The organism is Paraburkholderia sp. 35.1, assembly GCF_050436525.1.
Classification (GTDB): Bacteria; Pseudomonadota; Gammaproteobacteria; order Burkholderiales; family Burkholderiaceae; genus Paraburkholderia; species Paraburkholderia tuberum.
In genome coordinates this window covers 2,076,133-2,092,472 of the sequence record NZ_JBNDMJ010000003.1, presented here as the reverse complement: position 1 = coordinate 2,092,472, position 16,340 = coordinate 2,076,133, and the positions used below count along the sequence as shown (strand labels likewise).

13 protein-coding genes and 3 pseudogenes are annotated in these 16,340 nt (G+C 65.0%); 8 read left to right on the top strand and 8 right to left on the bottom strand.

Features of this window, described 5'->3' with window-relative positions; all coding sequences use genetic code 11:
• Positions 1 to 73: 73 nt before the first annotated feature.
• On the bottom strand, positions 74 to 736 hold the full coding sequence (locus OKW27_RS29810) for a HugZ family protein (protein WP_429335602.1): 663 nt from the start codon (positions 734 to 736) through the stop codon (positions 74 to 76).
• A gap of 250 nt (positions 737 to 986) precedes the next feature.
• Here OKW27_RS29810 and OKW27_RS29805 point away from each other — a divergent pair, with 250 nt between their 5' ends.
• Entirely contained in the window at positions 987 to 2,201 is a 1,215-nt protein-coding gene (locus tag OKW27_RS29805; RefSeq protein WP_429335601.1) for an MFS transporter, read from the top strand.
• Between the two features lie 106 nt (positions 2,202 to 2,307).
• On the opposite strand, the gene OKW27_RS29800 is transcribed toward OKW27_RS29805, so the two are convergent.
• Positions 2,308 to 3,453: a branched-chain amino acid ABC transporter substrate-binding protein gene (locus tag OKW27_RS29800; protein ID WP_090802659.1), complete on the bottom strand. Its 1,146-nt coding sequence runs from the start codon at positions 3,451 to 3,453 to the stop codon at positions 2,308 to 2,310.
• Between the two features lie 451 nt (positions 3,454 to 3,904).
• Positions 3,905 to 4,777, bottom strand: coding sequence for an NAD(P)H-dependent flavin oxidoreductase (locus OKW27_RS29795; protein ID WP_429335600.1), 873 nt, complete (start codon positions 4,775 to 4,777; stop codon positions 3,905 to 3,907).
• A 321-nt stretch (positions 4,778 to 5,098) separates the two neighbouring features.
• Here OKW27_RS29795 and OKW27_RS29790 point away from each other — a divergent pair, with 321 nt between their 5' ends.
• The gene (locus OKW27_RS29790) at positions 5,099 to 5,797 is read left to right on the top strand and encodes a dienelactone hydrolase family protein (RefSeq protein WP_090805544.1); all 699 of its coding nucleotides are present in this window, start codon (positions 5,099 to 5,101) and stop codon (positions 5,795 to 5,797) included.
• Positions 5,798 to 6,039: 242 nt separating this feature from the next.
• On the top strand, positions 6,040 to 7,596 hold the full coding sequence (locus tag OKW27_RS29785; RefSeq protein ID WP_429335599.1) for an amidase: 1,557 nt from the start codon (positions 6,040 to 6,042) through the stop codon (positions 7,594 to 7,596).
• A gap of 65 nt (positions 7,597 to 7,661) precedes the next feature.
• Here OKW27_RS29785 and OKW27_RS29780 read toward each other — a convergent pair whose 3' ends face one another.
• The 3 genes from OKW27_RS29780 to OKW27_RS29770 form a co-directional block, all read right to left on the bottom strand.
• Positions 7,662 to 7,973, bottom strand: coding sequence for a high-potential iron-sulfur protein (locus OKW27_RS29780; RefSeq protein WP_090802655.1), 312 nt, complete (start codon positions 7,971 to 7,973; stop codon positions 7,662 to 7,664).
• 132 nt (positions 7,974 to 8,105) lie between these two features.
• Entirely contained in the window at positions 8,106 to 9,212 is a 1,107-nt protein-coding gene (locus OKW27_RS29775; protein WP_090802654.1) for an NAD(P)/FAD-dependent oxidoreductase, read from the bottom strand.
• 355 nt (positions 9,213 to 9,567) lie between these two features.
• Positions 9,568 to 10,545: an AAA family ATPase gene (locus OKW27_RS29770; protein WP_187612068.1), complete on the bottom strand. Its 978-nt coding sequence runs from the start codon at positions 10,543 to 10,545 to the stop codon at positions 9,568 to 9,570.
• A gap of 270 nt (positions 10,546 to 10,815) precedes the next feature.
• Here OKW27_RS29770 and OKW27_RS29765 point away from each other — a divergent pair, with 270 nt between their 5' ends.
• Both OKW27_RS29765 and OKW27_RS29760 read left to right on the top strand, forming a co-directional pair.
• Positions 10,816 to 11,376, top strand: coding sequence for a hypothetical protein (locus tag OKW27_RS29765; RefSeq protein WP_090802651.1), 561 nt, complete (start codon positions 10,816 to 10,818; stop codon positions 11,374 to 11,376).
• 54 nt (positions 11,377 to 11,430) lie between these two features.
• On the top strand, positions 11,431 to 12,228 hold the full coding sequence (locus OKW27_RS29760; protein WP_090802649.1) for an endonuclease/exonuclease/phosphatase family protein: 798 nt from the start codon (positions 11,431 to 11,433) through the stop codon (positions 12,226 to 12,228).
• A 46-nt stretch (positions 12,229 to 12,274) separates the two neighbouring features.
• On the opposite strand, the gene OKW27_RS29755 is transcribed toward OKW27_RS29760, so the two are convergent.
• On the bottom strand, positions 12,275 to 13,279 hold the full coding sequence (locus tag OKW27_RS29755) for an aldose 1-epimerase (RefSeq protein WP_429335598.1): 1,005 nt from the start codon (positions 13,277 to 13,279) through the stop codon (positions 12,275 to 12,277).
• Between the two features lie 340 nt (positions 13,280 to 13,619).
• On the opposite strand from OKW27_RS29755, the gene OKW27_RS29750 reads away from it, so the two are divergent.
• The 3 genes and pseudogenes from OKW27_RS29750 to OKW27_RS29740 all read left to right on the top strand — a co-directional run.
• Positions 13,620 to 14,672 carry a LacI family DNA-binding transcriptional regulator gene (locus tag OKW27_RS29750; protein ID WP_429335597.1) on the top strand — a complete coding sequence of 351 codons (1,053 nt, stop codon included), beginning with the start codon at positions 13,620 to 13,622 and terminating at the stop codon, positions 14,670 to 14,672.
• A gap of 177 nt (positions 14,673 to 14,849) precedes the next feature.
• Positions 14,850 to 15,125: pseudogene (locus tag OKW27_RS29745) on the top strand (sugar ABC transporter ATP-binding protein); the annotation flags it as partial.
• A gap of 96 nt (positions 15,126 to 15,221) precedes the next feature.
• Positions 15,222 to 15,430: pseudogene (locus tag OKW27_RS29740) on the top strand (ABC transporter permease); the annotation flags it as partial.
• A 187-nt stretch (positions 15,431 to 15,617) separates the two neighbouring features.
• On the opposite strand, the pseudogene OKW27_RS29735 reads toward OKW27_RS29740, so the two are convergent.
• Positions 15,618 to 15,830, bottom strand: a pseudogene (locus tag OKW27_RS29735) (hypothetical protein); the annotation flags it as partial.
• Positions 15,831 to 16,340: the final 510 nt, after the last annotated feature.

Sequence of the window (16,340 nt, the reverse complement as noted above, 5' to 3'; positions counted from 1 at the left end):
AGCCGCGCACTATTGAGACAAAGACCCCGTTCGTCGCGGCGCATGCGCGTTTTCTCGATAAATGATAAATACTTTAATCCGCATGCCGCTCGATGCAGACTTCGAGCGCGGCGTGCAATGTCCCGGTATCGGACCGGGCGCCATCGAATGCGAAACGGTGGCGCACGCCGTTGCGTTTCAGATCGGCGCCATAACGGTCGACACCCAGCAATTCGACGCCGCCCGCGCCACTCAGCCGGTGACCGAATTCCGCGATCAGCGCGTCCTCCTCGCTGACTGCAAGCGGCGGCAGCGGATCGAGTTCGGCGCCATCGAGCCAGCCCATCGCGCCAAAGCCGCCGATGTAGCGCAGCCGCTCGACCTCCATGATCCAGAACGTGAAATCGCCCAGCATCAGGTAGCGCTCCGCGTCCGGGTGATAGCGCAGGTAGCGCCGCGCCAGTTCCGGGCTCGAGCCGACCGGCTCGAAGCGGCCAAGCAGCGTGACGCGCTGGCCGCCCAGCACGTCGCCGTCGGGTGCGTCGACGGCCAAAAAACCGGCGCGCGGATCGGTGTGCAGGTTGTGCGTGTGCTCCGCGAGCCGGCTCACGAGGATCGTCGGACGATGCCGCGCGTCCGGCGCGAACGGCAGCACCGACGGATACGGAAAGCCCTCGGGCTGGCGAGCGTGCGTGGCGAGCGTGCCGACCGTGGCCGTGTGCAGCAGGTGCAGCGGAGCGTGAGCCGGAATGTTCAACTGAGCGTTCCTCGGTGAATTAGGAATGAACGGAAAGCGGCGAGCGGCAGAAAAGCCGCCGTGCACGGCAATGCAAAAACCAACTGCGGCGTGCCATGGCATGACAGCCGGCAATACCGCCAGGTTGCATCCCCAGCCTATCAATCGTATGCGCCCGATCCCACGGCTCCAAGCATTCGCCACCACGCTTCGATAGAATCGAAGATCCGCTTTCAATGCGCTTTCTCGCGCACTTCGCTTCGAGACCTCCGTGCCCGATCACCAAGCCTCCGAATTCGCCGTCCTGCCCGCCGCGCATCGCAATCTGTCCGTCACCGCACGGCAACGCGCACGCATTGCCACGATGGCGGTATTTTTCATCGCCGGCATGATGTACGCCTCGTGGGGCGTGCACGTGCCGACGGTGCGCGACCGCTTCCATCTGAATCCGGCGATGCTGTCGTTCGCGTTGTTCGCGGTGGCGGGCGGATCGATCGGCGCGATGGTGACCAATGCGTCGTGGATCGTGCGGGTCGGCACGCGCCGCGCCTGCCTGACCGGCGGCCTCGCGATGGCCGCCTGCGCCGCGCTGATCCTCGTCGTGCCGGCGTACTGGATCGTGCTGATCGTGCTGGCCGTCTTCGGCGCGGGCATGGCCACGCTCGACGTCGCGATGAACGCCGAAGCGAGCGCCGTCGAAAAGGCGCTCGGCAAGCCGATCATGTCGTCACTGCATGGGATGTTCAGCCTTGGCGGCATGTTCGGCGCGGCGGTGGGCGGGGCGCTGCTGTCGCGCGGCATGGCGCCGGCTGTGCATCTCGCGCTCGCCGCGGCGGCCAGCGCGCTCGTGCTGGTGCTCGCGTGCCCGTCGGTGCTGCCTCACGTGCCGCACGCCGAGCATCCCGACGCCGCGACGCCGCGCGCGAGCCGCTGGCGCTCGCCGGCGTTGTGGGCGCTCGGCACGATGGCGCTGGTCGCGCTGATCGCCGAAGGCGCGATGTACGACTGGGCCACGGTCTACATGCGCGATGTCGTGCTCTCGACGCCCGCGCTCGCCAGCGCCGCCTACGCGGCGTTTTCCGGCGGCATGGCGGCAGCGCGTTTTGCCGGCGACGCGGTGCGCGCCCGCTTCGGCGCGCCGCAACTCGTGATGATCAGTGCGGCGCTCGCCTGCGCCGGGATGGTCGACGCGCTGCTGCTGCCGAATCCGGTGGCCGCGCTCGCCGGCTTTGCGCTGATCGGCCTGGGCCTCGCGAACATGATGCCGGTGCTGTTCGCGGCGGCCGCGAGCGTGAAGGGCATCCACGCGGCCGAGGGGCTCGCGCACGTCGCGGGGCTGGCCTATTTCGGGTTGCTGCTCGGACCGGTGATCATCGGTGCGGTCGCGCAGGTGACCAATCTGACGATCGGGCTGTCGGTCGTCGCCGTGTGCGCCGCGATGATCGCGCTCGTCGGGCCGAAGGTGCTGCGGCGTTTGAAGATCTGACGCAAACGCAACGCCAAAAAGAAGAGGCACGCAAGCCTGACGGCCCACGTGCCTCTTTGGCGGCAAATCGAAGTGCGGCCCGACGCCGCCTTCGACCACACCGAATTTACATCTTCACGACGTCGAGCAGCGTCTTCTTGCCTTGCTTGTAGTCGTACAGCGAGATCACGCCGTGCTGCAGGTCGCCCTTCGAGTCGAACGTCGTTTCGCCGATCACGCCCTTGTAGTCGGTCGTCGGCATCGCTGCCAGGATCTTCGCCGGATCGGTCGAGTTAGCGCGCTTCATCGCGTCGACGATGATGTACACCGCGTCATACGTGAACGGCGCGTAAATCTGGATCGGCTGGCCGAAGCGCTTCTCGTACTTCGTTTCGAACGCCTTGCCGCCCGCCATCTTTTCGAGCGCCATGCCGGCTTCCGAGCAGACGATGTTGTCGGTTGCGTCGCCGGCCAGGTCCGACAGCTTGTCGGTACACACGCCGTCACCTGCCAGCACCTTCGCGCGCAGGCCGAGCTGCTTCGCCTGCTTGGCGAACGGGCCGCCGGTCGCGTCCATGCCGCCGTACATGATCGCGTCGGGATTTTCACCCTTGATCTTCGTCAGAATCGCGCGGAAGTCGACGGCCTTGTCGTTCGTCGCGTCGTGCGACACGACCTTCATACCGAGCGACTTCGCCGTCTTCTCGAATTCGTTCGCGAGACCCTGGCCGTAAGCGGTCGAGTCGTCGACGATCGCGACGCTCTTCACCTTCATGCCCTTCGCCGCGTAGTTCGCGAGAGCCGGGCCTTGCTGAGCATCGGTCGCGACGACGCGGTAGGTCGTCTTGAAGCCTTGCTGCGTGTAGGCCGGGTTCGTTGCCGACGGCGAGATCTGCACGATGCCCGCATCGCTATAGATCTTCGATGCCGGGATCGAGGTGCCCGAGTTCAGGTGGCCGACCACGGCGACGACCTTGTCGTCGACGAGCTTCTGCGCAACCTGCGTGGCCGTGCGGGGGTCGGCCGCGTCGTCCTGCGCGTCGAGTTGCAGCGTGATCTTCTGGCCACCGATCGTCAGACCCTTCGCGTTGATTTCCTCAATGGCGAGGCGCGCGCCGTTTTCGTTGTCTTTACCCAGGTGAGCGATACCGCCAGTCAACGGCGCGACGTGACCGATCTTCACGACCGTGTCGGCCGCGGCCGATGTTGCCAACGTCGCGAACAGCACCGCCGCAGCGCTGATCGGCAACAGCTTTTGAATCTTGATGTTCATGTAAGTCTCCAGTTTCGGTCAAAACAACGTAATCGCCCTGTGCCCCGCTTCCCCTACACGTGTCGCTCAGTCCCGTGGACGACCACGCCGGTTGCATCGTTCATGCACTTGGCCAGTACGTTTACCGGACTGTTTGTGACAGTTGGCAAACCGTACTTGCGCGCAAGTGTAGGCCATCAAATTAATTTGCGGGAATTTTTTGAGAAAGTGGGAACTACACTAATAGCGCAGTTCCCGGGCGAACCGCTCGTGGCTTGGGCGAGCAAACCGGAAAGCCCCAGCCCATGCGGGTTTCCGCTAATTAGGAAGTTTCTCCGCGGGCGCGGATTTAGCCATTTTCCGGCTTCTGTCACATATGATTCGAAGGGTTTTTCAACTCAAAAATGTGGCGTGCCGCACAGGATTGTGAGTGCGGTAAAAAACTTAAATCAGCCTTAAATCGGCCATGCAATCAACGCAAGAACGCGGCGATTCGCACGGAGGCCGCCTGCCATTCCTGCTCGAGCTGCGCCATCAGTTCGATCGCGCCGATTGCTTCGGCGCGCGTGTGGCCAAGCGGCGCACCCTGCCCCGCCCACAACGACAGGTAATCGCCGTTCTGCGCACGCGCCGCGTTTTGCCGCAGCTCCTGCGTCAACGCGTTTTGCACCGGATACGGCGCGATGCTGTCCGCCGATTCGCGCAAACGTTGTATCAACGGATTGCGGATGCCGCGCGCGTGGCGGCCCGTGATCGCGCGCGTCACCGTGGTCGAGGTATCTGCCATGCCGCGCACGCGGGTTTTCCATACCTCGGGGATCGCGCTCTCGCGGGTGGTCAGAAACGCGGTGCCCATCACCGCGGCTTGCGCACCGAGCGCGAGTGCCGCGACGATGCCGCGACCGTCCATGATGCCGCCGGCCGCGAGCACCGGCAGCCCGGTCGCGTCGACCAGTTGCGGCACGAGCGCCATCGTGCCGACCAGCGCATCTTCGAATGCGCCGATGAACGTGCCGCGATGCGCGCCCGCCTCCGCGCCTTGCGCGGCGACGGCATCGGCGCCCGCATCGCGCCACGCGATGCCTTCGGCAACATGCGTCGCAGTCCCAACTACATAGCTGCCGCTCGCGTGCAAACGCTCGACGTCGTCCGCTGCTAGCAGTCCGAACGTAAAGCCGGCGACCGGCACCCGCAATTCGATCAGCGTTTCCAGTTGCGCGCGAAAGTCAGGCGCATAGCGTGCGAGCGCCGGCGTCGTCGCGCCGCCGGCCATCGGCGCCTGCACGACGGGTACCCGCATCTGGAAGTGCTCGGCGAACCGCGTCACGAAACTGCCTTCATTCATGTTCGTTTCCTTGCGGGGCAAAGCCGTCGACGTGCTGATTCATGCGCTCGCCAACATGTTCGCGAGATGCGCTGACACGCGCGAGCCATCACGCGCTGACTTTACCGACACGCGCCATCGCGGAGAAATGAATTATCGAGATCGTTTCAATCGCCTGACGAGAATCGAAGCACGCCGCATCACCCGCGAGGCCCCGTCCCGCCCCCCTGCAAGGCGATTCTTTTGATGGCAAACTAACCGCCCGTTGCAGGGCCTCATGGCCTTGAGCGTTTCGTACACACCGACCTCGCGCGGCGGTCGCGCGAGTCAATGGAGAACAGCATGAGCACGACTTCCCGATGGATCGACATCCCCGCCGGCAACGACAGTTTCGGCGGCTACCTCGCGCTGCCGAAGGGCGGCAAGGGACCGGCCGTCATCATCATTCAGGAAATCTTCGGCGTGAACGGCCATATCCGCTCGGTCGCGGATCAGTACGCGCAGGACGGCTATGTCGCGCTCGCCCCGGACGTGTTCTGGCGCGTGCAGCCGCGCGTCGAATTGACGTATGACGGCAAGGATCGCGAAAAGGGCATCGAGCTGATGCAGAAAACCAAGGTCGACGACGCGGTCGCCGATCTCGGCGCCGCTGCGGCCGCCTTGCGCGCGCTGCCGGAAGTGACCGGCAAGATCGCGGCGATCGGCTACTGCTTCGGCGGCCGTCTCGCCTATCTGGCCGCGGCGGCCGGTTCGGTCGACGCCGCTGTCGCCTACTACGGCGGCGGCATCCATAACCATCTCGACAAAGCCGCGAACATCAAGGTGCCGATGCAGTTCCACTACGGCGAGCTCGACGCGCATATTCTGCCGTCGGACATCGGCCAGATTCAGGAGCGCTTCGCGGGTCGCGGCGACGTGCAATTCAACATCTACCCGAACGCCGACCACGGTTTCAACTGCTCGGAGCGTGCGTCGTACAACCAGCACGCGTCGGCATTGGCGCATGGCCGCACGCTGACGTTCCTCGGCGAGCGGATGTAATCCGTGGTTCCGGTATTCAGCCGGCCCCGCCGCCTTGCGCATGTGATCGCACGCTCGCGCATTTGAAGTGCGCACTCGAATTCACACGAGTCACGTCGGCGCTCAACTCGGGTACTCTGTGCAAGACGGCGTGTCGGCCGACACGCCGTCTTTTCACATGTGCGACGCCCGGGCGGGGCAACGCGATGCCGAGCGAAACGCCCCAGTCGCGCGTGCATGGCCGGCCACGAATTCGACGCAGCATGCCAACCGACCGCGAGGGCTCAACCGACGTGCAATCAGACTATCTCGCTCATGACGCCATCGGCCTCGCCGAACTCGTGCGCACGCGCCAGGTCAGCGCGCGCGAATTGATCGACGTCGCGATCTCGCGCACCGAGGCCGTCAATCCCGCGATCAACGCGGTCGTTCTGAAGGACTACGATGCGGCCCGCCAACGTGCGTCGCGCGAAGACGAGAATCGCGCGAATACCGTCGACGGCGCGAACGGAACGGACAACTGCGCCGCCCACGCCGCGCTCGCCGGCGTGCCGTTCCTGATCAAGGATCTCGGCGCGCCCGTTGCGGGACTGCCCATGGCAATGGGCAGCCGACACTACCGGCACTTCATTCCGACTCAGGATGCGCCGGTCGTCGCGCTCGCGAAAGCGGCGGGCTTGAATATCTTCGCGAAGACCAGCACGTCCGAGCTGGGCCAGATGCCTTATACGGAGCCCGAACTATTTGGCGCGTGCCGTAATCCGTGGAATATCGATCACACGCCGGGCGGTTCGAGCGGCGGCGCGGCGGCGGCGGTCGCTGCCGGCATCGTACCGCTCGCGCATGCGTCGGACGGCGGCGGCTCGATCCGGATTCCGGCGTCGTGCTGCGGACTGTTCGGCCTGAAACCCTCGCGCGGTCGCGTGCCGCGCGCGGCGCAGGCCAGCGCCGGCGAACTCGGCATCGATCACGCCGTGTCGCGCAGCGTGCGCGACAGCGCGTTGCTGCTCGATCTGCTGGCCGGCAACGCCGAGCGGCCGAGCGGCGCGCCCGGCACCTTTCTCGGCGCGACGCGCGAGCCGTGCAAACCGCTGACGATCGCCTACGTGACCGAGCCGATGCTCGCGCCGTCGTTATCGGCCGATGCGCGCGCCGCGCTCGACGACGCCGCGCAACTCGCGAGCTCACTCGGCCATCGTCTGGAGCCGGTGTCGCTCGGCGTCGATTTCGCGGCGGTCCGTCATGCGTTCCTGACGCTGTGGTCGGTGACCGCCGAGGACCTCGTGCTGAACGCGGAGCGCATCACCGGCCACAAGCCAACGCGCGGCGAGTTCGAAATTTCGACATGGGCGATGGCGCACGTCGGCCGCAAGCTCGGCGAGCAGGGCTTGCCGGCCGCGCTCGACGAACAGCGCCGCATCACCGCGCGTCTGACCGACCTGCTGAACCGCTACGACGTGCTGTTGTGCGCAACGCTCGCGTCCGCGCCGATCAAGATCGGCGAGATGCGACCAAGCTCGGTCGAGCGCATGCAGATGCGCGCGGTCACCACGATACCGCTAGAACGATTGATGAAGAAACTGCTGTTCGAAGCGTCGAACAAGGCGTTCGCGTGGGCCGGATGCACGGAGTTGTTCAACCTGAGCGGCCAGCCGGCGATGTCGGTGCCTTTGTACTGGAATGCGCGCGGGCTGCCGATCGGCGTGCAGTTCGCGGCGCGTACCGGCGGCGAGGCGACTCTGTTCAGACTCGCCGCGCAACTCGAGGCGGCACGGCCGTGGTTCGACAGGCGGCCGCCATTGATGAATGCGCGCCGCTAATAGTCCAGCGGCCCGCTGCAATGAAGCTTTGAAAAACCGGCCCGGCTTGCGCCGCGCAGGCTTGATCAGGCCTTCTTGTTATAGGCGCTGCACCATCCCGTGGCCGCGACCTGCTTGCCCGCGAACATCGGGCAGCCGCCGTAGGCGTCGCCCGCCTTGCCCTGGAAGAAGCTGCAGTTGCTGCATTGCTCGCCAGGCGTGTATTTGGCGAATTTCGCCTTGTCGACCTTGCTCGCGTCCGCCTTGTAGCCAAGCGCCTGCGCGGTCGGATCGGTTTCGGAGACTTTCGGCGCGTCGGCGAACGCCTGGCGCGACAGCGCGAGCGTCGATGCCACACCGATGCTGGCGATCAAAAACGTACGACGGGAAGAACTCATGGGGACTCACTCCATTTATATGGGAATCAACGCCGTTCTGATGACAGCGTTCGCCAAGCATAGCAACGTAGCCGTCGCCCGTGATATTCCAAATGCTAAAGATAAGCGGATCGGTACGGTGCAAACGCGGCCTCAAGGACGCCCGCTCAGCTCGCAGACCCGCTGCGCAATCGCAAGCGATGCCGTCAACCCCGGTGACTCGATGCCGAACAGATTGACGAGCCCGCGCACGCCATGCGCGGCCGGCCCCTGGATCATGAAGTCCGCGGCGGGCTCGCCCGGGCCGGACAACTTCGGACGAATACCGGCGTACGCCGGCTGCAACGCGCCATCGGGCAAGGCCGGCCAGTACGCGCGAATCGCCGCATAAAACGACTCCGCGCGACGCGGATCGACGTCGTAATTGATCGCATCGACCCATTCGACGTCGGGGCCGAAGCGCACCTGGCCGCCCAGGTCGAGCGTCAGATGCACGCCGAGGCCGGCTTCGTTCGGCATCGGATAGATCAGGCGGCTGAACGGCGCGCGCCCCGAGATGCTGAAGTAATTGCCGCGCGCGAAGTAGAGCGGCGGCACGTGGCGCGAGTCGAGTCCGCGAATCTTGCGCGCGAGTGCGTTCGCATGCAGACCCGCGCTGTTGATCACGCAGGCAGCGCTGATCGTGGCGGGCGCCGCACCGCCGACCGCGATGGTGAAACGGCCGTTGTGAGCCTCGATCGCCTCGACCGGCGCATGGAACGCGTACACGGCGCCGTCGCGCTCGGCATCGCCTTGCAGCGCGAGCATGTACTGATGACTATCGACGATCCCCGTCTGCGGCGAAAACACCGCCTCCACGCATTCGAGCGCCGGTTCGAGCGCCTGCGCCTGATCGCCGGTGACGCGCATCAGGTCGAGCACGCCGTTGTCGCGCCCTTTGGCCATGATGCTTTCGAGCTGCGGAATCTGGTTGCGCGACGTGGCGACGAGCAGCTTGCCGCAGCGCGAATGCGGCACGTTGCGCTCGGCGCAATAGTCATACAGCATTTCGCGGCCGCGCACGCACAGCGTGGCCTTCAGCGATCCGCGCGGATAGTAGATGCCCGCGTGAATCACTTCGCTGTTGCGTGAACTCGTGCCCACGCCGATGGCGTCGGCGGCCTCCAGCACGATCACCTCGCGCCCGCGCGCCGCCAGCGCGCGCGCCGTCGCGAGGCCGATCACGCCGGCGCCGATCACTACACATTCGATCTGATCCATATCCGTTGACGCGGCGCATTGGGCCGCGCGCTGCCTCGTTCAGCCGATGGAAGGAAGACAAGTACGGCACCTCGCCGCCGCGTTCCGTTTGTTGTCGAACGCATCTGTCCGCTGGTCTGCTTATGTCTTTTTATCACCGCCAAGGAAAATTGTACGACTCGGTACAGACAGAAGCGACAAACGTTCGTGCGCGCCGACCAGGCGATGGCGGCGCAAGCTGGCTCGATTCCGCGCTCCACATCGAAAATAGCAATAATTGCCGCAGCATTCACCACGCAGGCTGTATGAATTTACCGAGACGGCTCCCCAAATTCCGGAGAAGCGGGGTTTGGGTGCAAAAAACCGACCGAAAACCTCAAAAACCGATCGGTTTTCGCCGGTTTCCGTAATCGAGGCGGATATCGGCGGGCTCGATCTGGTCGCGTCCCGCGATGCGCGCCGCGCCGAAGCCGTTCAGGATCGCGCGGCGCATCTCGCGCGGCGACGCCCGCTTGAGCACATCGAGCGTCGCTTCGCCAAGCGTCCCCGGAAAGCGCAGGCCCCAGTTGTGCGCGCCGCGGATCTCGTCGTAGATCGACTGCGCGATGCGTCGCGCGCCGGCGTGGTCCGGCGGCGAGATCTCGTAGACGTTCATGCGGTTCAGGATCGGCTCGGGGATCGCGCGTTCGTCGTTGGCGGTCGCGATCCAGATCACGTTGCCCGCGTTGATCGGTATCTCGGCGAACTCGTCGATGAAGCTCTGGGCGGTGTCGTGTTCGAGTAGCGCGTACAACGCGCCAAGCGGATCGTATTGCGAATCGCCGCTCGCCTTGTCGATTTCGTCGACGGCGATCACCGGGTTCGCGTAGCTGCCGTTCACGAGTGCATCGAACACCTTGCCCGGCTTCGCGTTCTTCCATTGCGACGAGGCGCCCGACAGAATCCAGCCCGCCGTCAGCGAACTCATCGCGACGTATTGGTACGCGGTGCCGAGCAGGCGCGCGAGGTGCTTCGCGAAATGCGTCTTGCCGATGCCTGGCTCGCCGAGCAACAGGATCGGCATCAGTTCGAGCCGGTCCTCGGTTTCGAGGCACAGCGCGACCTGCTTGCGGATGTCGTCGAGCGGGGCGGAAAAATTGGGCAGCGCGCCGATCAGATCGTCGATCGACGGCATCCGGTTCGGCTTCACGCAGAATCGCAGATTGCCGGTTTTCAGCATCTTTTCGTAGGTCGCGCGCAGCGCCTCGTTCGCGCCCTCGCCGAGACCGTTCAGCGCGCTTTCGACCTCGTCGAGGTCATACACCCGGCTGAACGAGGCCACGGCGATTTCCTGTTTGACCATTGCTGTCGTCATCGCTCACCCCGTCTGGCTGATTCTGCAGCGGCGGCGCCTTGTGAGCGCCGGTTCGAGTCCAGTGTAGCGAGGACACAAACGCGTGCAAGCCAGCAGTCATGTGGCTCTGCTGCTAACGATCGCTGGCATCCCATCCTCATCTGGAATGGAGTGTTGCTGAACCGGCCCTCGTCGACCGTGTCAGAAATCGTTGCGGCCATCGGGGGTAAGATGGCTCTCTAATTGCTACGAGGCACCCACGCAAGCGACGCGTAAGCGGAGATCCTTTTTATGTGGAAAACCAGTATCGTGGCCATGCTGCTTGGCGCTTCGTTGCTCGCCCACGCGCAACAACAGCCAGCGCAGCAGGTCGTGCAATGGCAGTTGCAGGTGGTGAAAGATGGCCAGCAGATCGATTCGTTCGACGGCACCACGACCGTCGGCCAGGCGCGCACGGATACACATCACCAGGTCGTGCAACACGAGGTCGGCTGCAAGGACCAGCCGGCCGGCAGCATCGATCTGTCACGCACGATCACGGTGTCGCCGCTGCGCGTCGATCCCGAGGGCGTGATGTTTTCGATCGACACGCAGGAAACGCTCGAGGACGACAATGCGCGGCGCACCGACATCGGCTGCAAGCTGCCGCCGCAGCCGCGCCAGGTGAGCGCGAGCCACCCGGGTCTCGTGGTGCCGCCGGATCAATGGGCGAGCTGGACGATCGTCGATCACAATCCGAACCTCGTGTACCGCGTGCATGCGAACGTCGTGAGCAACGGTGCGAACGGCAACGGCACGAACGGCGGCATGAGCGGCAATGGCGCCGCGACCGGCAGCAGCAATCCGAACTGACAGGAACCGCGCGCCTTACCGACGCGCTCAAACAGAACACGTGGACAACGCGGCATGCGAAACCCAGAAGAACTGATCCGCGAGAACCTCGCGCCGAACGATTTCGTCGCGGTGAGCTGGAACCTGCACAAGGGCCGCACACCGCTCGGTTTTCAGGCCTGGCAGGCGATGCAGCGCTGGGTTCAATCGACCCACGCGGACGCATACTTCCTGCAGGAAGCGATGGCGCGGCGTATGCCGTCGCCGGTATTGGCGAGCAGTTTCGGCACGCCGATGGGCGATCCACTGACCGACGTATGGCACTGTCAGGCAACCGAAATCGCGCGCGCGCTCGAACTCGAAGTCGCGCTCGGCCCGAACGTGTTCAAGCCGTCGTGGCGGCACGGCAATGCGATCCTGTCGCCGCATCCGCTCGATCTCGGCGGCCGCTGGGACATCTCCGCGCACCGCTTCGAAAAGCGCGGCCTGCTGGTCGCGCGTGCGACGTTCGGCGGACGACTCGTCACGTTGCTCTGTGCGCATCTCGCGCTGACGCGTCCGGCGCGGTTGCGGCAGATGGACTGGATCGCGCACTGGATCGCGAAGGAAGCCCCCGACGGTCCGCTCGTGCTGGCCGGCGATTTCAACGATTGGCGCAACGACTCGGTGCCGCTCTTTCGCGAGCATGGCTTGCAGGAAGTCGCGACGCTGCTCGGCGAACCGGCGCGCACGTTCCCGGCGTTCTCGCCGGCGCTGTCGCTCGACAAGATGTTCGTGCGCGACATGCAGCCGGTCGAATGGATCCAGCCGACGCAGGAGACCGCGTGGCTGTCCGATCATTTGCCGTATATGGCGAAGTTGCGGCTGGAGTGAGCGCTTCTGCTGGTTGAGCTTTCGCCAACGGAAAGCGCGTCCACCCTCACTCGCGAAGCGGCGTCCAGCTGAACGCCGCTTCGATCTCCTCCCCCGGCTGCAATACGCAGCCACCGACGTGTTCTTGTGTACCAACCGCGTTGAAGCAATCGGTCGTATTCGTGACCGGTTCCACGCATAGCTGCGGATCGTTGGCCGGCGCGAACACGACCAGGTGATCGAACGGCGCGTCGGCACGCATCGTCAGATTGCGGCGCTCGTCGGGCCACGCGATCGTCGCCACGCGCGACCACTTTGAAAAGTTGTTGTCGAGATCGAACGCATCGGGCGACATGCCCGCGCGCAAGGCGTCGACGGCGGGATGCGGGCCGAGATGCGTCGGCAGCACGTCGGTGTCCGCGTGCCACATCGCCTGCACGTCGGCATGGATGCGCGTCGACGCGGTGCGCGGATAGTACGGATGATGGCCCATGCCGAACGGCATCGGCCGGCCGGCGAGATTCCGCCCGGACATCGTGATGTGGAGCGCGCCAGCGCGCAACTCGATACGCTGCCGCGCGCGATAGCGAAACGGCCAGTCGCCAGTCCCGCTCGCATCCGGTTCGTGCTCGAAGTGCAAGTCCACCGCGCTTTCGCTGCGCGCGCCGACGCGCCACGGATGCCGCCACGCGTTGCCATGCAGCGCGTGGGCGAAACGCGGATCGTTGCCGGCGAGATCGATCGTCGCGCCGTCGAACGCGAAGCGCGCATCGCGAATCCGGTTGCAGTATGGGAACAACGGAAAGCTCGCCATGCGCAGCGGATCGCGCGCCTCGAACGCTTCCGGCAGCGCCGGCCGCAGCCAGTGCAACGGACCTTCCGGCGTGACTTCGTAGAACGCCGCGAGCGCGCCGCCAACGTCCGGCGCGAGCACCGCTCGCAACGCACCGGCCGACAACGTGACGAGGCGCGCGGCGATCACGGGATCGTCGAGCCATGAGCGTTGAGTCGCCGATCGAGTCACGTCATGTGCCTCGCGCGGCCGGGCAGGATTCAGGGAAACGTCGCGCATGGTCAGACGAGGCGAAACCGCGAGCGGAAAGCGGCATCAACGTGCATTCATATCTCCTTTGACGTGCCGCGCACCCCGCGGCCGGCGGACCACCTCAGTCCGCCCCGAGCGAGAATCGCACGACACCGCGCCATTGATCAATATTATTAGTAATAAATTCGTTCAAAAAGGGCCGGTAACGGACCGTACGCTCCATTCCCAAATGGCGGGTTAGCGCGCGTTGCCGCGCGCATATTATTAGTGGTACCGTCAGCAGCATGATGCCGCTGGCATTGCCCCGCTTCAGCGCCGCCTCGGCGCGGCCCGCACAATGAAAAAATCGACTCAACGCCGTCCCACCATGACCGACATCGCCAAGCTCACCGGCGTGTCGCAATCCACCGTTTCGCTCGTGCTCAACAACGCGGCCGGCGCGAAATTCTCCGATGCGACCCGCAACAAGGTGCTGAAGGCCGCGCACGACCTCGGCTACCGGCAGTCGCTGCGCGCGCCCGTAGCGGCATCGAGCGACGAGCGCAACCTGATCGTCTATCTGGCTGACGAAATCTCGACGAGCCCGCACCCGGTCGTCAACATCGACGGCGCGCGCGACGCCGCGTACGCGAGCGGCAAGATGCTCGCGGTCTACTCGACGCACGGCAACGCCGACATCGAAAAACAGGTACTCGACACGGTCCTCACCAATCCGCACGTGTTCGGTGTGATCTATGCGACCGTCTACACGCGCAAGGTCGCGCCGCCGAGCGCGCTGTCGCAGGTGCCGACCGTGCTGCTGAACTGCTACACCGGCGACAGCACGTTCTCGTCCGTGGTGCCGGCCGAGGTCGCGGGCGGCCATCTGGCGACCGAGTACCTGCTGCAGGCCGGCCACCGGCGCATCGGCTACATCAACGGCGAGCCGTGGCAGGACGCCGCGAAAGACCGCCTGAAGGGCTACCGCACCGCGCTCGCGACCGCCGATCTGCCTTTCGCGGCCGAACTCGTGCGCGACGGCGACTGGAGCCCCGGCCTCGGCTTCGAGCTGACGCTGTCGCTGATGCGCGAGGCCAATCCGCCCACTGCGATCTTCTGCGCCAACGACCTGACCGCGATCGGCGCGATCGAGGCGCTCAAGCAACTCGGCCTGCGCGTGCCCGAGGACGTGTCGGTGCTCGGCTACGACGACCAGGAAATCGCGCGCCACACGCATCCGCCGCTGTCGACGGTGGTGCTGCCCAACTACGAACTCGGCCGCTGGGCCGTCGAAACGCTGCTGCAGGAGGAGCACAACCGCGCAGCCGGCGCGCCGGTGCGCCATCGCACGGTCAAGCTCGACGGACCGCTGGTGGAACGCACCTCGGTCCGGGTAATTACCGAGGCAAAAGCGGCGACAACTAATCTTATTAGTGACTGATCGATAATAATTTCAAGTGGAATAATCGGCACGTCGGGTCGGGAAGACAGCGCCGGTGGGTCATAGCCAATCGCGCGCTCGCCGGCGAACCAACGTCGGCCCCCCGGCTGGACAGAGGCAATCCCGAGCAGCACGAAAAGCAAATAAACCGTCACCGGTTACTGGAGGAAGACATGGCGGCAAATGGTGGCGCTTGCGCGCGCGGTGTCGTCGGACGCGAAGATGGTGATCATGGACGAATCGACGTCGTCGCTCGACGAGCGCGAAGTCGAACTGCTGTTCACCGTCGTGCGCAAGCTGCGCGACGACGGCCGCGCGGTGATTTTCGTCTCGCACCGGCTCGACGAGCTGTACGCGCTGTGCGATCGCGTGACCGTGATGCGCGACGGCCAGACGGTCGTGCAAAGCACGATGGCCGAGATGGACAAGCTGCAGCTCGTCACGACGATGCTCGATTTCCGCACGCCCAAGCAGGCGCGCGAAGCGGGCATCAGCACGATCTACCAGGAGATCAACCTGGCGCCGTTCCGCGAATCTGAGCGTCGCCGCGGGCGCGAGGGTTCCGTCGCGATGACGATTGCCGGCGTGCTGCTGCTCGGGCTCGTGTTCAACTGCTGAACTTCGAGAACGGGCTCGGGTTCATCAGTCTGTCCGCGTACTGGCAATCCGTGCTTCGCGGCGTGTTCCTGCTACTCGTGATCGTGCTGCAGGCGCGCGTGTGGAAACAGCGCGGAAAAAAGCGGGTGGCGGCGGCGTGAGCAAGCGGCACCCGCGAATTGGCGTCATCAATTCCATCGGACAGAATTTCCTTACTTGGCCGAGGCTTGCCGCCACAATCGCCGCCCCCGACCCATCTCTGTGTACCGATAGACTCGCCGCGAAACCGTGTGACCGTGACGCGTCCCCGACGCGTCACGACGTCCCCGCTCGTCGTCCCCGGTTTCCTTATTGACTGTCGGTGCGCAACGTCCAGACGGTCGCCGTATTCGTGGCGTCGTCTGCCGCGGTGAACTGCAAGTGGCGCTTGCTATCGAGGCCGAACGCGAGGCCGAATGCAAGGCCGAACGCGGAGCCTGGCGCAGGGTCGACCGACATTTGAGCGACGAATTGTCCGTCGACGGTGAACTCGACGATTTCGCTGGGACGTTTCGGGTCGGGCGCGCGACACACGCGGCGCGATGCGCGTGCGCGTATCACCAACCCGTCGAAGCCAGTGTATGAACCGGATGCAGATATCGCACGAGAAGCCTCCATTTGACACCTCCTACTCGCATGGGCGGCCGCAGCCGCCAGGACGAGTGTCGCGCACCCACCGCACTGCCTGGCTTCGCGCGACTCGCGTCCTGCGTAAACGAGGCAACCTCGGGCGTACTCCCCAAAAAATCGCGGCGCGCAAACGATAGTCGAAAGCGAGGCGATCTCGATGGCGCCGGCAGGGTTCCTCCCCATTAGCCAGTTTTATCAGCAGGGTCAATGCTGCAGCGCACGCCGCCTTTCGGTATCATCCTGAAAATGTTGCCCTTGCGGCGCGTCGCTTTCGCGCCTGCCGGGCAACCAATGGCAGCCGCCCTTCGCGGCGTTCGCCGAATCGCCGTACCCCGCTGAAGCACGGCCGCACTCACGCCAACGTACTTCGCGGCGCCAGCAAGCCGGCGCCGCCGCTTCCCG